The organism is Dehalococcoidales bacterium (assembly GCA_030698765.1).
GTDB lineage: Bacteria > Chloroflexota > Dehalococcoidia > Dehalococcoidales > UBA2162 > JAUYMF01.
Window position 1 is genome coordinate 24,690 of sequence record JAUYMF010000145.1, and the last position, 14,965, is coordinate 39,654.

The window sequence follows — 14,965 nt, forward strand, 5'->3', positions numbered from 1 at the left end:
GTGATACGTGAATAAAAATTAGAAAATAAAACAAAGTAAGTAAGGAGGAAAGGAGGAGAATATGGCGAGAGCAAGTTTCGTTCCTAATCCGGCTAAAATTAAGGTTATCGGGCTGGGTGGTGGCGGTTGTAACGCGATAACCCGTATGGTTCAAGAAGAGATTCATGGTGTTGAGTTCATTGCCATGAATACTGATGCCCAGGCGATGGCACTGACCGAAGCGCCAATTCGGATTCAACTCGGGGAGAAGCTAACCAAGGGACTGGGTGTGGGTGGTGACAATCAGTTTGGGCACAAAGCGGCTGAGGAGAGCCGTGACGAGCTTAAGGAAGCTGTCGCCGGGGCTGATATGGTTTTTGTCACTGCCGGTATGGGTGGCGGCACCGGGACCGGCGCGGCTCCCGTGGTCGCGGAAATAGCCAAGCAGAGCGGGGCTCTCACAATTGCGGTGGTTACCAAGCCATTTAGCTTCGAGGGAACACACCGCTGTAAGGTTGCCGAAGAAGGCATCGCCGAATTACTGACCAAGGTTGACACGCTTATTATTATACCCAATGACCGTCTGCTTGACCTCTGCGACCATAAGACAGGGGTGGATAATGCCTTTAAGATGGCTGATGATGTGCTCAGACATGGTGTCCAGGCTATCTCCGAGGTTATTACCGTTCCCGGAGTTATTAATCTTGATTTTGCGGATGTTAAAGCGGTGATGAAAGATGCCGGTCCGGCCTGGATGTCCATCGGCAGGGGTTCAGGTCAAAACCGGGCCGTAGATGCCGCCAAAGACGCCCTGGCCAGTCCGTTGCTGGATGTTTCTGCCGGAGGGTCCAAGGGTGTTCTCTTCAATATTGTTGGTGGTACAAATCTCACCCTGTTTGAGGTTAATGAGGCGGCAGAAGTGATCAAAGCGGCGGTCGACCCTGACGCTAATATCATTTTCGGGGTTGGTCATGACCCTTCAATGGATAAAGACCTCAAGATCACCTTGATTGCTACGGGCTTTATCAACAAAAATGGAATGGCCGGTCTGAATAAGGAAAAGGAGATCAAAGAATTCCTCAGCGGTCTGCGCGGGAGCGAGGACCAGCTGGATGTCCCATCTTTCCTGCGCCGTCCTATGTTCGACCAGCGCCGTCAGATGGTGCCTTCACCGGCTAAACAGACAAAAGCGCCGCAGCAAAGCCCATTTCTTTAGAATTCCACATTAAATTTAGTGCCCCCTCCTTTGAGAAGGCTGTAGAGTCCCCAAACTCTACAGCCTTCTTGTTTAGGCAGGGTTCCCAATAAAGTCAGGAGATGCTGTTCCGCAATGGGGCAGGGATATCTGAAAATCAGGCGGTGATGAGATAGATAGAGATGACGATGGCTTCCATCGTCATGGTGAGGGGCAGCAGGTAGCGATACATCCTGGCCAGGTTAGCCTGGAAATACGCCGCGGAGAGGATAAAGCACAGGTGCAGGGGGGAGAGCAGCAGGCCCATCATGCCGCTAACGTAAGCGGTCAGCAGGGCGTAGGTATTGAGTCCTGAGTCTGTAAGAATGTAGGGAATCAGCAGGGGCAGGGTAATGCCGGCAAAGGCCATGCTGATGCCGGTGGCCAGACCGATGAGCAGAGGTAACGCTACCAGCATAACCGCCGCTGGCAGCCCGATGGTTTGCATATCGGTGATGAGTACGCTGGCCGCTCCCGAGCTTTCTATCGTCGCTTTATAGAGCATTATGGCGTAGAGCATGAAGAGGATTTTAACGTCTGCTCCATACTTTAGAGACTTTCTTAATTCAGGCCAGTTAGCTCTCTGCTGCACCGCCAGGAGTAGCAGCGTCAGTGGAAAGGCGAGCATTGCATCCATTCCCAGCAGAATTAACGGTACAAGCAGTAAAATAGGCCAGGCAGCCCGGAGCAGGTTGTAGACTATTTTTTTGGTCGGTTTTGCGTCCACCGGTGGTATATTCTTCAGTATCCGGTAGCTGACGGCGCCGCCCGCTATAATTGCCAGAGCGCTCACCGGGGCAAGAGTTTTTACCACGGTAAAAAGGGGGAGAGACAGGATTACGCTGGTGATGATAATTGCCGGGTAAATGGGCATCGAGAATTCCCAGATGTGCCGGAACCAGAAATTGATGAAGGTGCTTTGCTCGGGGTTAAGACCTACTCTTTTTACCAGGTCCCGTGAAGCCGTAGCCGAGACCAGCGCCCCGGCAGGCATGGGGACAAGCCCGATGACCGCCGGTATCAAATGTAGCGCGGCCTTAGGGCCGATGCTTTCCATCGTGGAAGCCAGGCGGGACAGCAAGCCTTTTTCTTCCATCAGGCTGCTTAGAGTCAGGGCACTGCCGATTATTACCAGTAGCCGTAGCGTCTCCCGGTCAAGCAGAGACTGCAGCATGTGAGCGGGTATTGAGTTTAGCGGTAAGACCAGCAGGGAAATAATGAGACTGCCCGCGAAAATGGCCAGCCCGGGATGAATCTTCAGCCTCAAAAGGGCTAATATTCCGGCGATAGATACCAGTAGCGCCAGTGAGGAACTCATCGTCATCTATTATCTCGCATAAAATTCAGATGGTGTCTGAAAGTGCTGATGCTTCCAGTAACGAAATGGTACGGTACAGGCTGCGGCAAATCAGTCACTATTCTAGCTGCTGGCGGGATGGTTTGTCAAAAGCGAAACCTCACTACCGTTATTGTGCTATCGAGCCGTATAAAAAAACCTGGCAAAGGGGGTTGACAGACACTACATGTTGTGGTATTTTATCTTTACTATGCTATATGCTGTGGAGCCTGAAGATGAACTGTCCATTTTGCGGTTATCACGATTCTAAGGTTATCGATTCTCGTGATGTCAATGACGGGATACGCCGCCGGCGTCAGTGTTTGAGCTGTCAGGCCCGTTTTACCACCTATGAGCGGCCGCAGCCTGCCAGTCTTTTTGTTATCAAGAAAGACCAGAGGCGTGAGGAGTTCAGTAAAGACAAGCTGTTAACCGGCGTCCGTAAAGCTTGCGAGAAACGTCCGCTGCCTACCGGTACTGTTGATAAACTGGTTGATGATATTGAGGTTGGGCTTTACCGGATGGGTAAGGCGGAAATCCCCAGCACCGTCATTGGTGATATGGTGATGGCCGGATTGAAGAAGCTGGACTACATCGCTTATATCCGTTTTGCCAGTGTCTACCGGGATTTTGCCGATATCACCGCCCTGAAACAAGAAATAGACAGTCTGGTCAGTAATGAAACTAAAGCGCCGCGCCTGGCGAATCAACTGTCACTGATTCCGGTCCAGGAGCTTTGATTGACTTCCGGGAGGAAGTGTGGGGCTGGGGGATTGGGATTTTGAGAAAGAATAGAGTGGGATAAAATAAGAAGAGTTCTGGAGTATATCATGCCCGATAATAGTGACGAAAGAGACGGTCAATCCCTGAATCGGACGGAAATTTTGCGTGCCGTGGTGGCTGATGCGGAGTCGATGGGTCTGCGGGATAAGGACAAGATAGAGCAGCTTACCAGCCGGGTGATTGAGCGACTGGAAAAGCCGCGTACCCTGCCCGGTATGGAAGACCTGGTCATTCCTTCTCACCGCCGGCAACGGCGACTACCCACCCGTTCTGAAATTCAGGCTATTGTCAAAGAAATCATGGCGGCTGGAGAACCAGCCCCGCAAGAGGAGGTTAAACCAATGACGGAACCAACCACCCGGCCCAGGCCGGAAGTTACCGCGGCATCTGGCATTGAGATTGGTGAGAATGCGCTACGTGTCCTGGAAAAGCGCTATCTGAAGAAGGACAAACAGGGACAGGTCATTGAGAACGTGGAGGCGATGTTCCGTCGTGTGGCTAAGGCGATTGCCGAGGCTGAGCTTCTTTATGACCCTGAGGCTGATTGCGCGGCGGTGGAGGAGGAATTCTACCGGGTGATGACCGGTCTTGATTTCCTGCCCAATTCCCCGACTCTGATGAATGCGGGACGGGAACTGGGGCAGCTCTCCGCCTGCTTTGTGCTTCCCGTGGAAGATTCGATGGAATCTATCTTCGATGCGGTGAAGTACACTGCCCTCATCCATAAAAGCGGTGGCGGCACCGGGTTTTCCTTTTCCCGGCTGAGGCCGGAGAGCGACCGTGTTGGTTCCACGGGCGGTGTCGCCAGTGGCCCCGTCTCCTTCATGCGGGCTTTTGACAGTGCCACCGATGTTATCAAGCAGGGCGGCATGCGCCGCGGCGCCAATATGGCTATCCTCAATGTTGACCATCCTGATATCCTGAGGTTCATCACGGCCAAAGATGACCTGACCTCCCTGACCAACTTTAATCTGTCCGTAGCGGTAACCACCGCATTTATGGAAGCGGTCAAAGCCGGTACTGACTATAACCTGGTCAATCCACGGACTAAGGAAGTAGCGGGCAGCCTTAATGCCCGAGAGGTGTTCGACCGGCTGGTAGATATGGCCTGGAAAACGGGCGACCCCGGTGTCATCTTCATTGACCGCATAAATGATGACAACCCCACCCCGCATCTGGGCAGGATTGAAAGCACCAATCCCTGTGGCGAGCAGCCCCTGCTTCCTTACGAGTCCTGCAACCTGGGGTCAATCAACCTCAGCCGGATGGTGCGGGAGAATAACGGCACTTATGAAATTGACTATGACAGGCTGTCGAGGATCGTCAGAACGGCGGTCCGCTTTCTGGACAACGTCATTGATGTTAATAAGTTCCCCCTGCCGGAAATAGAAGCGATGACCAGGAAAACGAGAAAGATCGGGCTGGGGGTGATGGGCTTTGCCGATATGCTGATACGGCTGGGTATTCCCTACAACTCGGAAGAGGCTCTGTCAGCGGCGGAAAAAGTGATGGCGGCCATATCACGTGAAGCCACTGAAGCTTCCAGAGAACTGGCAGAGACGCGGGGTGTCTTCCCCGCCTTCGAGGGCAGCGTTTATGACCGCCCCGGCGGGGTCAGGGTCAGGAACGCGACCCGCACCACTATCGCTCCCACCGGTACCCTGAGCATTATCGCCGGGTGTTCCGGCGGTATCGAGCCGGTTTTTGCCCTCAGCTATATCCACAATATACTGGACGGCGCTCACATGATTGAGGTGCATCCTATTTTTGAAGAAGTTGCCCGAAATGAGGGCTGCTATTCTGAGGAGCTTATGCGGCGGCTGGGTGAGGGGGCTCACCTCAGTGATATGAACGGCGTGCCGGATAGCATTAAACGGGTATTTGTCACCGCCCATGAGATAGCTCCAGAATGGCACGTCAGGATGCAGGCTGCTTTTCAGAAGTCTACCCATAACGCCGTCTCGAAAACGGTCAACTTCCCTCAGCAGGCTACCCGTGAAGATATCACCGGGGTCTATACCATGGCTCATGAGCTGGGACTGAAGGGAATTACCATTTACCGGGACAGGAGCCGTGAAGCACAACCGCTAAGTACCGGCCAGGCGGAGAAGAAAGCGGAAGCGGCCGGTATCGCTCCCCGCAAGAGATCAAAGGTGACCTCAGGGGTTACCGAGAGGGTGACCACCGGATGCGGCTATATCTATGTAACCGTGAACTCCGATGAGCAGGGTATCTGTGAGGTCTTCTCTACCCTGGGCAAAGCCGGTGGTTGCGCTTCAGCTCAGCTTGAGGCAAGCTGCCGTCTCATTTCCCTGGCGCTAAGAGCCGGAGTAGATGTTACCAAGGTGGTCAAGCAACTCCGTGGTATCCGCTGTCCGTCCATCGCCTGGGAAGAGGGTAAAGCGGTGCTCTCCTGCGCGGATGCTATCGCCAGTGTCCTGGAGAAGCATATACGGGAGGACGCCGGCGATAATGGTGATCCGCAGGGCAATACCGGAAGTAAACTGCCAGCCGCCCCTGGCCTGGTCAGGAACGTGGCCGGGCAGTGCCCTGATTGCGGCGGTCTGCTGGTCTACCAGGAAGGCTGCTTCATTTGCCCCGGCTGCGGTTATACCAAGTGTTAGTAGAAGGAGTTGAAATATGCCTGATAAAACAGAACGGGTGATGATATTCATCGATGGCAGCAACCTGTACCATTCCCTGAAGGCTTATTTTCACAGAACTGATATTGACATCGGCAAGTTCGCCATGAAACTCCTGGGAAAGCGCCGTCTGATACGGATTTACTATTATAATGCCCGGGTGGGGCAGAAAGAGGAGCCGGAACGCTACCGGAACCAGAAGGCCTTCTTTGACAGCGTCAGTGCTATCCCCTATTGCGAATTGCGTTTGGGGCGCCTGGTTTACATGAACTGGCCCAATGCCCCGCCTTATGAAAAAGGGGTTGACATCCAGTTGACCACAGACCTGCTTACCCACAGCTTTAAGAATAATTATGATGAGGCTATCCTTGTTGCCGGGGATAGCGATTATGTAGGCGCCCTGCAGGCGGTCAAAGATAATGGTAAAAATGTGGAAGTAGCGTTGTTCGGCAAGGAGCGCACCTCCCGTCCGCTAAGGGAGGTCGCTGATAAGGTAATAACCATCGACGGGCGTTTCTTAAGGGGCTGCTGGAAAGTAGCTGGTATGCTTAAGTAAAAATCAAAGGCCGTTCGGGACACATTCTCTGTCCGTGAGGGCGGTCTTTGCAGAATTGTCTATCTGTCCCCTGTGCATTGTTCGTTTTGCTTGCGGAATGCCTATTTTGCTCGATTTTTCAATATTCATCTTGTTTTCCTTGATATTTATTTCATTGTAACCTATATTCTAACATTAATAGTGCGAATTGCTATTTCAATATTGCCACATCAGGGAACCGGAATGCTGTACGATACCACTTTCCGGTTGAAATGACAGGATAGAACTCCCTGTCCTGAATCCCCCCTGATAATCAAGCCAGGTAGCAGACTGAACTATTAACAAAAAAGAGTAGCAAAGGGGGAATTATCCCTTAGAAGGAGGAAAAAGGATGAAAAGGGAAACCGTCTGGTTGATGGTGAGTTGCATGGTAGTATTATCCATGGTGCTTTCAGCCTGCGCCCCGGCAGCCCCGACGACGCCAACTTCACCGGCAACACCAACCGCACCGACTACACCGGTTACGCCGACGACGCCAGCTACATCAACGACCCCGACAACACCAACGACGCCCGGTGTTGAGATGGTACAGGACTCGTTGGGTAGAACAGTAGAAAAGCCCCGCTACGGCGGTACATTTACTATTGCCCTCGACCAGGACACGCGGAATCTTGATGCGACCCTTGAACATCCTTATAACACCGAGACACTCACACTCACCCATGAGAGATTCACCATCGGAGACTTTCTCAAGGGACCCCTAGGTACCGAGGAAGTAAGCTGGTGGGGTAGCGTAGACATAGTGGAATTCTATGTTGGTAAACTGGCAGAAAGCTGGGAATTTGTTGACAATGAGACCCTTGTATTTAATATCCGAAAGGGGATACACTGGGCACTTGACCCCGGCAATGAAGCCAGTCGGTTAGTAGCGGGGAGAGAGTTAACCGCCGACGATGTTGTCTTTGCTCTTGAGCGCATGTACCGGCATCCCAAAAGCTGGGCATTACCCAGGACCCATGAGGAAGAAAGGCCTGTATCAATAACAGCCCCGGACAAATATGCCGTTGTTCTGAAGAGCAAGCCGGGGCTGGAAAGCGGGGCCTACCTCATGGCGGAACTGCCTTTAGGTATGTTTCAGATGACCAATCCTCCGGAAACATACCAGAAATATGGAGATGATGTCATGAAGGACTGGAGGAACCATGTTGGCACCGGCCCGTTCATGATAACAGACTATCTGCCGGGAAGCGCGGCCACCTTTATCAGAAACCCCAATTACTGGGGCAAGCACCCCCTCTTCCCGGAGGACACCATGCCCTATATAGACGGTGTAAAGTTCCTGATTATTCCGGACCTGTCCACACGTATGGCGGCATTACGGACAGCCAAGATTGACCATAGCGGAGGTGGTAAGAGTCCCGTTCCTCTGGAACAGGCAGAACCCCTGCTGAGGACAACGCCGATAGAGGCGATGCCGATTATCATCAGGAGTCCCGAGGCCCTGCGTTTTAAGGTGAATGACCCCGCTCTACCTTCTTACGATGTGCGGGTCAGGCAGGCAATCGCCTTGGCGATAGACCAGCCGACGATAATGCAGGATATGTACGGCGGCAGGTCCACGCTGCCCAATTATCCTATTATGCCGAACCTGGAATACATGGGGATGCATACTTCGCTTGAAGAACTGCCAGCCAGTGTCAGAGAGCTTTTTGAGTACCACCCGGACAAGGCAAAACAGCTTCTGACTGAGGCTGGCTATCCCAACGGGCTTAAGATAGAAGTAGTAACTATGGCACCATACGTCGATAACTTGTCAGTGCTCAAAGACCAGTTGTCCAAGGTGGGTGTTGAACTGGTAATCGATGTTAAGGAACGGGGAGTATTCCTTTCTCTGACACAGGCCAGGAACCAGAATAATGCCGCTTTTACTACCGTAACCAGCATTTCGCCCTTTGCTTTTCAGTACTTCGCGCCCGATGATTTGCCAAACATAAATGGCATTAACGACCCGGTAGCAAACGAGGCCTGGGAAAAGTTTAAACCACTCGCGATATCAGATAGACCCGCGGCTGAAGCGATACTTAAGCCCTTCTTCGCGTATGCTCTGGAGCAAGCCTGGAACATCGAGTTCCCGGCGCCACATTCCTTCTACATGTGGTGGCCGTGGGTAAAACTGCACAATGGAGATGTCAGTCTCGGCAGAAGTACTAACCACCACTTTATTCAGTACATCTGGATTGACCAGGAATTGAAGAAGTCCATGGGTTACTGAGCAATTCCGTAATATATAGAGGAGAGGGGGCAGAGAGATTTTTCCCGCCCTCTTTTCTCTGGTACGATTGTAATTGCTGGATTTCAACTTAGGGGGTATTGACAATGCGACGCTGGGAAGAGGTCTTTCCGGAAACCGATTACCGGCTTTTCCAGAAACTGGGATATGGAGCCAAACAAGCCTACGGCATCAATCCGGCTCTTCTTATCATCGATGTTACCCGGAGCTTTGTAGGCTCAAAGCCGATGCCGGTAATGAAAGCGGTTGATGAATATAGTCCCAGTTGCGGTGAAGCAGCCTGGACTGCGCTGGAGAGCATCCAGAAGTTACTGAGTGCTTGCCGTACTAAAGCGATTCCGGTGATATTTACGGCTAACGATGCGGTGACTTTGCAGTTTTGTAGCGGGGCCACGAAGGGAGGAAGCCCTTCAAGAAACAGGGAGAACCTTCAGGCGCGTCTGCATGGAAATGAAATCGTTGACGCAATTGAACCCCTGCCATCAGAGTTAGTGATACATAAGACCAAGGCTAATGTCTTCCATGGAACGGCTTTGCAATCTTGTTTGAAGACGATGGGTGTAGACTGTTTGCTTGTCGCCGGTTGTACCACGTCAGGTTGTGTACGCGCCAGCGTTGTTGAGGCCTGGGCCTGTGGTTATCCCTGCTTTGTCGTGGAGGAATGCGTTTTTGATAGGTTCGAGCTATCGCATCTAACCAGCCTCTTCGATATGAACGCCAAGTATGCTACTGTCATTACTGTAGAAGAAGCCCTGGACTATGTGGGTAAGGTAAGAAAAGATTGATAGCCACACTTGCCAGAATCACATAGTAGAAGGAGGGAAAATTCTCGTTTTGAGCAAAGGAGGGCAAATGCGCAAAGTACTCTTTGTAGACTATGAACCGTGCACCGGCTGTGAGCTATGTGTGCTGCACTGTTCCTTCCAGAGAACGCAGACCTTCAGCCGCAGTCACTCCGCGGTCAGGGTGATAAAGCAGGAAGAGAAAGGGCTATGCGTACCGGAGATGTGCCAGCACTGCCTGGAGCCGGAATGCCTGCTGGTCTGCCCGGCAGACGCCATCAGCCGGGATGAAGATACGGGGATCGTCAGCCATGACCTGGAGAAGTGCATCAAGGGCTGCAAGCTCTGCCTGGAGGCCTGCTCCTACGGGACGCTATCCCTGGACTCGGTCACGGGCAAGATATTTGAATGTAACCAGTGTAATGGCGACCCGGTATGTGTCAGGGTCTGTCCGGTGGGAATAATACACTACCAGGAAGCCGAACCGGAAGCCTTAAGCGGAAAAGACGACTGGAAGCGCCGCTTATTAAAGCAGGGCATGGGCAAGACCGCCTCGGAGAAGAGGTTTGCCGCGATAAGAAATGGAAGGGGGAAATAGAAATGACTGAATGGTATGGTTGGGCAGGCACCATCCTCAATGTAGACCTGACCAGTATGAAGGTCTACATTGAGGAGCTATCTCCGGAGTTTGCCAGGAACTATATTGGCGGTTGCGGTTTTGGCGCCAGGATACTCTATGATGAGGTCGACCCTGAAGTTGACCCCCTGTCACCGGAGAACGTCGTCATCATCGGTAATGGCGTATTGAGCGGAACTATCACCCCGGGCACCAGCCGGTATAATGTCATCAGCAAATCGCCCCTCACCGGAATCTACGTTCGCTCCAGCGGCGGCGGGTTTTTTGGTCCAGAGCTGAAACTGGCGGGCTATGACCTGATAGTCATCCGGGGCAAAGCGGAGAAGCCGGTCTATCTCTGGATCAATGATGACCACGTTGAAATCAGGGATGCCTCACATCTCTGGGGAAAAGATACCTGGACGACACAGCAAACGATTAGAGCGGAACTGAATAACCCTGATATCCAGACGCTGAAGATCGGTCCCGCCGGAGAAAATATGTCCAACTACGCGGCGCTTATCGGAAACCTGGGGCGTGCTGCCTCTAACTTCTGTATCGCCGCTGTCTGGGGTTCCAAGAACCTCAAGGCAGTTGCTGTCAACGGTAACCGGGAAGTCAGACTGGCAAAACCGGAGGAGTTCATCTCACTCTGCAATGAACTGACAGCCCGGGCCAGGAGTGATCCAAGGTATGAAAGCCGCAGCACCTGGGGGACGATAGGCTTCGTACAGAACCCGGAAATCTGGAAGGGCGCGCCAAACCCCCTGCACCATACCGCTTTTACGGAACACTATGAGAAAAATATAAGCTGCTTTGGCTGTCACCTTCATTGCGCCCAGTTTCATCATGTCAAGTCCGGAAGACACCAGGGAGTCACCGGGGAAAGCATTGAAGGCGGGCCCCGGGGCCGCTTGATGCGACTTGAAATCAAGGACCCGGGCTTCGCGGTAAAATACAATAATTTATGTGACCAGTTGGGCGTAAATGTCAGTCACCTGGCAGAGGCATTATGGTGGGCAATGAAGCGCTATGAAAGACGGGTTCTCACGCCGGAGGACACTGACGGGCTTGATTTAACCTGGGGTGACGAAGAGGTAATCCTGAAGGTCCTTCATCAGGTAGCCTATCGTGAAGGTTTCGGAGAAACCCTAAGCCCCTGGCCCCGCGGGGTGGCCGAAAGACTTGGAAAAGGACTGGAAGAAGAATCCCCGCATGTCAAAGGAGGCTATCACTACCGCATTGAGGAGATGGAAAATATCGGAGCCGCCTTTGGTCTTTCCGTCTCTACCCGCGGCGGCGACCACCAGATGGGTGAAGCGCCACGGCAGGCTATAAACGCCCTCTGTGATATGACCGGAACATGCAAGTGGGCGATAGCTTCTGAGGAAGGCGGCATACACATGGATGATTTCGCCAGGCTCCTGTCATTGGCTACCGGCGTGGAGTTTACCGTCGCCGACCTGGTTAACGCAACGGAACGGGAACTTCTGTTGGCGAGGGCTTTCAATGCCAGAGAAGGAATAAGGCGAGTAGATGACTATCCATACCCCTTCCATTTCCAGTTAAAGTACGGCAGGAAGCATCCCTACTATGACTACTCCGGGTTTGGTTTTAGCCTTGAGGAATATGACAGGATGCTTGATGAGTACTACCGGCAGCACGGCTGTGACCCGGAAACAGGGATACCAAGCAGGGAAAGACTCGAGTCCCTGGGACTGAGAGACGTAGCTGATGATTTAGATCGCCGCGGCATATTACCGCTATAATATTGTCTATCTGTCCCCTATGCATTGTTCATTTTGCTTAGATAAAACATCTATTTGCTTGATTTTTCAATATCCATCTTGTTTTCCTTGATATTTTTTGCATTACAGTATATATTGTTCCCCATATCGAATTTCTAGGAAAGTAAGAATGGTCATCTGCAATAGCTGACCTGAAGGAGGAGAAAGGGATGAGAAAGAAAATTGGTTGGTTATTAATGAGTGGTCTGGTGGTTTCATCACTGGTGATGGCATCATGCGCTCCAACCACGCCGACAACACCAACCACACCGACAACACCAACCACGCCCACTACACCCGCTACGCCAACCACACCGGCGGCACCCATAACGCCCGCACCAACCGCGCCAGCAGCCCCAACAACAGAAGCGCCCAAATATGGCGGGGTATTAAACGTTGCTCCGATAGCAGGACTTGGGCCAATCTTTGACCCTATTAAACACACCAGTAGTCCAGCCGGGTTGCTGTCACTGGCTCAAACTAACGAGAACTTGATGGAAGGGGACTGGACCAAGGGTGCGGCGGGAAGCAATGAGAATGACTGGCTCACCTATACACCTATTCTTAAACATCTTCAACCTAATCTGGCGGAGAGTTGGGAAGTTATTGATGAGGAGACCATCATTTGGCACATCCGCAAAGGAGTCCATTACGGCCTTAACCCAAACAGTGAGGCGAGCCGCCTAGCTAACGGCCGGGAGCTAGATGCCGAAGATGTGGTCTTTTCTGTTTACTCGATGTATGAGGCGCCCAAGGCTCCGTACCTTATACGGTACTCTAATCCGGTGGAACGGCCGGTAGCGATCACAGCTTCTGACAAATACACTGTGGTCGTCAAGGTAACCAGAGGATACTTACCCGGCATATTCCAGAGAATGGCTAGCTCTTTACTCATATTGCCCCGTGATGTATATCAGCAATACGGCAATATGCTGGACTGGAGAAACTCTGTTGGTACCGGACCATACATGCTGGTGGATGTTGTTCCTGATAGTACCGGCACCTTCATCAGGAATCCTAATTACTGGCAGACGGACCCTGTTGGCCCGGGGAAAGATAACCAGTTACCCTACCCTGATGGCATCAAGTTTTTCCTCATAAAAGATAAGTCTACGCGTTTGGCGGCATTTCGTACCGGTAAGATTGACCTTATTGGCGAGGGGACGAATACACTTCTGTTAGAGGATGTTGCTAGTTTAGAGACAAGCGTTCGTAACCTGTCAAAGAAGAATGTCCCCGGGTCTCCCTACGGCGTAAGATTTAGAATGGACCGGCCGGAGGCCCCTTATTTTGATATCAGGGTACGACAGGCGTTGAATATGGCAATAGACCGCGAAGCTATAGTGAGGGACTACTATCAAGGTAATGGTTTGCCAACTGACTACCCGATACAGTCTTTCCGGATTTGGATTAGTATGGGAGTAGACCGACCGTTTGAGGAGTGGCCTGAAGAGTACCGGGAGCGTTATGTATATAACCCGGAAAAAGCGAAACAGCTGCTGACTGAAGCTGGATATTCCGATGGTTTCAAGATGGAAGTGCTTGTAAGTGCTCGTGAACAGACCTATATTGATGATTTAATGATAATCCAAGAATACTGGTCCAAAATCGGCATTGATATGATAATAGATGTGAGGGAGCACGCTGTTTTCTCATCTATTTCTGCAGGTAAGACGCACAAAGATGCTGTATATAGTGGTGTTGGTGATGGCTCACTTTATAGCTGGGAAAGCTATCGACCAGGCGAGCCGAGTAATACGTATGTGCTTGACGACCCGGTAATTAATCAGGGTATTGACGAATTCGCCAGATATGTATTTCTGAACGACGACAAGGCTTATGAGATAGCGGCAGAGACCTATAATTACATTGCTAAGCAAGCTTATGTGGTCGATTTCCCGACAGCATATACCTATACTCTGTGGTGGCCCTGGTTAAAGAATTACCATGGTGAGTATGTGCTAGGTACTTCTAATAACTTTGGTTTTACCAAGTATATCTGGATTGACCAGGATCTCAAGCGGTCAATGGGGTACTAGGCTCAAATTGACGGCGGGATCAGAGCAAGCGGCAGGGAACCACCCGGGTGGTTCCTGCCATTCGACTAACTCTGTAAAGCAGCTAAAGCAACCAACCACAGATACCCTCGCTTTATTGACAGGAAATGCGAGGCAGATGTATCATATTAATATGGTTGATGATAGCCTGAAGCTCTCATAAAATACCCGGGAATACCAATCTTAAGGAGGAGGAGAAATGTTCTACGGCTGGGCCGGAACTAATTTAGAAATTGATTTATCCAGCGGTAATATCGAAAAAAAAGAGATTGACCGTAAAATATTCAGTACTTTCCTGGGAGCCAAGGGGACTAATGCCCGCATACTGTGGGATAGGGTCCCTCCGGAGGTTGACGCTTTCTCCCCTGAGAACCTTCTGATTGTGGGCGCGGGCGTGCTGGCCGGTACCATGGCGCCCAGCGCTAACCGTGCTACCATTACCTACAAATCACCGGTAACGGATATCCATTCCTATTCCGTGCTCGGCGGATACTTCGCCCCCAGATTGAAGTTTGCCGGCTATGACACCATTATTCTCTCAGGGAAGTCTCCGACCCCGGTCTATCTGTGGATAGATGATGACCGGGTGGAGCTGCGCGATGCCAGTCATCTCTGGGGTAAGAATACCCGTGAAACCCAGAAAATCCTTCGTGAAGAGCTGGAAGAATACGAAATTGAAATCCTCTGTATCGGCCAGGCGGGCGAGAACCGGGTCTACTCGGCCAGTATCGAGCATGGTCCCGGCGCCAGCGCCAGTCGTGGTGGGGCCGGAGCCATCATGGGAGACAAGAGGTTAAAGGCAATCGTCGTTCACGGTACGAGGGACGTCAATGTGGCTGATCCTGCCCGGCTTGTGGAATTGAGCCAGACAATCCTGGAAAGGACCGGTGTTGTCCGGCGGCAGATCTATGACCGGTTTGGTCA

At 51.8% G+C, this 14,965-nt stretch carries 11 protein-coding genes; 10 read left to right on the forward strand and 1 reads right to left on the reverse strand.

All coding sequences use genetic code 11. The features are described from left to right. Positions 1 to 61: 61 nt before the first annotated feature. Positions 62 to 1,195, forward strand: coding sequence for a cell division protein FtsZ (gene ftsZ, locus Q8Q07_07050; GenBank protein MDP3880039.1), 1,134 nt, complete (start codon positions 62 to 64; stop codon positions 1,193 to 1,195). A gap of 136 nt (positions 1,196 to 1,331) precedes the next feature. Here ftsZ and Q8Q07_07055 read toward each other — a convergent pair whose 3' ends face one another. Further along, a complete protein-coding gene (locus Q8Q07_07055) occupies positions 1,332 to 2,537 on the reverse strand; it encodes a DUF401 family protein (protein ID MDP3880040.1) in 1,206 nt (401 codons plus the stop codon). A gap of 248 nt (positions 2,538 to 2,785) precedes the next feature. Between Q8Q07_07055 and nrdR the strand changes: the two genes are divergently transcribed. The 9 genes from nrdR to Q8Q07_07100 form a co-directional block, all read left to right on the forward strand. Beyond that, entirely contained in the window at positions 2,786 to 3,289 is a 504-nt protein-coding gene (gene nrdR, locus Q8Q07_07060) for a transcriptional regulator NrdR (GenBank protein ID MDP3880041.1), read from the forward strand. Between the two features lie 90 nt (positions 3,290 to 3,379). Continuing rightward, positions 3,380 to 5,956: a vitamin B12-dependent ribonucleotide reductase gene (locus Q8Q07_07065; protein MDP3880042.1), complete on the forward strand. Its 2,577-nt coding sequence runs from the start codon at positions 3,380 to 3,382 to the stop codon at positions 5,954 to 5,956. Positions 5,957 to 5,972: 16 nt separating this feature from the next. Continuing rightward, positions 5,973 to 6,530, forward strand: a complete 558-nt coding sequence (locus tag Q8Q07_07070) for an NYN domain-containing protein (GenBank protein ID MDP3880043.1) — start codon at positions 5,973 to 5,975, stop codon at positions 6,528 to 6,530. A gap of 370 nt (positions 6,531 to 6,900) precedes the next feature. Continuing rightward, positions 6,901 to 8,781, forward strand: a complete 1,881-nt coding sequence (locus Q8Q07_07075; GenBank protein MDP3880044.1) for an ABC transporter substrate-binding protein — start codon at positions 6,901 to 6,903, stop codon at positions 8,779 to 8,781. A 104-nt stretch (positions 8,782 to 8,885) separates the two neighbouring features. Next, positions 8,886 to 9,584: an isochorismatase family protein gene (locus Q8Q07_07080; GenBank protein MDP3880045.1), complete on the forward strand. Its 699-nt coding sequence runs from the start codon at positions 8,886 to 8,888 to the stop codon at positions 9,582 to 9,584. Positions 9,585 to 9,651: 67 nt separating this feature from the next. Continuing rightward, on the forward strand, positions 9,652 to 10,179 hold the full coding sequence (locus tag Q8Q07_07085) for a 4Fe-4S dicluster domain-containing protein (protein ID MDP3880046.1): 528 nt from the start codon (positions 9,652 to 9,654) through the stop codon (positions 10,177 to 10,179). Between the two features lie 2 nt (positions 10,180 to 10,181). Continuing rightward, positions 10,182 to 11,966, forward strand: a complete 1,785-nt coding sequence (locus tag Q8Q07_07090) for an aldehyde ferredoxin oxidoreductase N-terminal domain-containing protein (GenBank protein MDP3880047.1) — start codon at positions 10,182 to 10,184, stop codon at positions 11,964 to 11,966. A 188-nt stretch (positions 11,967 to 12,154) separates the two neighbouring features. After that, positions 12,155 to 14,023 (forward strand): ABC transporter substrate-binding protein, encoded by a 1,869-nt coding sequence (locus Q8Q07_07095; GenBank protein MDP3880048.1) that lies wholly within the window; start codon positions 12,155 to 12,157, stop codon positions 14,021 to 14,023. Between the two features lie 217 nt (positions 14,024 to 14,240). Further along, the coding region (locus Q8Q07_07100) for an aldehyde ferredoxin oxidoreductase N-terminal domain-containing protein (GenBank protein ID MDP3880049.1) at positions 14,241 to 14,965 on the forward strand (725 nt) is incomplete at its 3' end.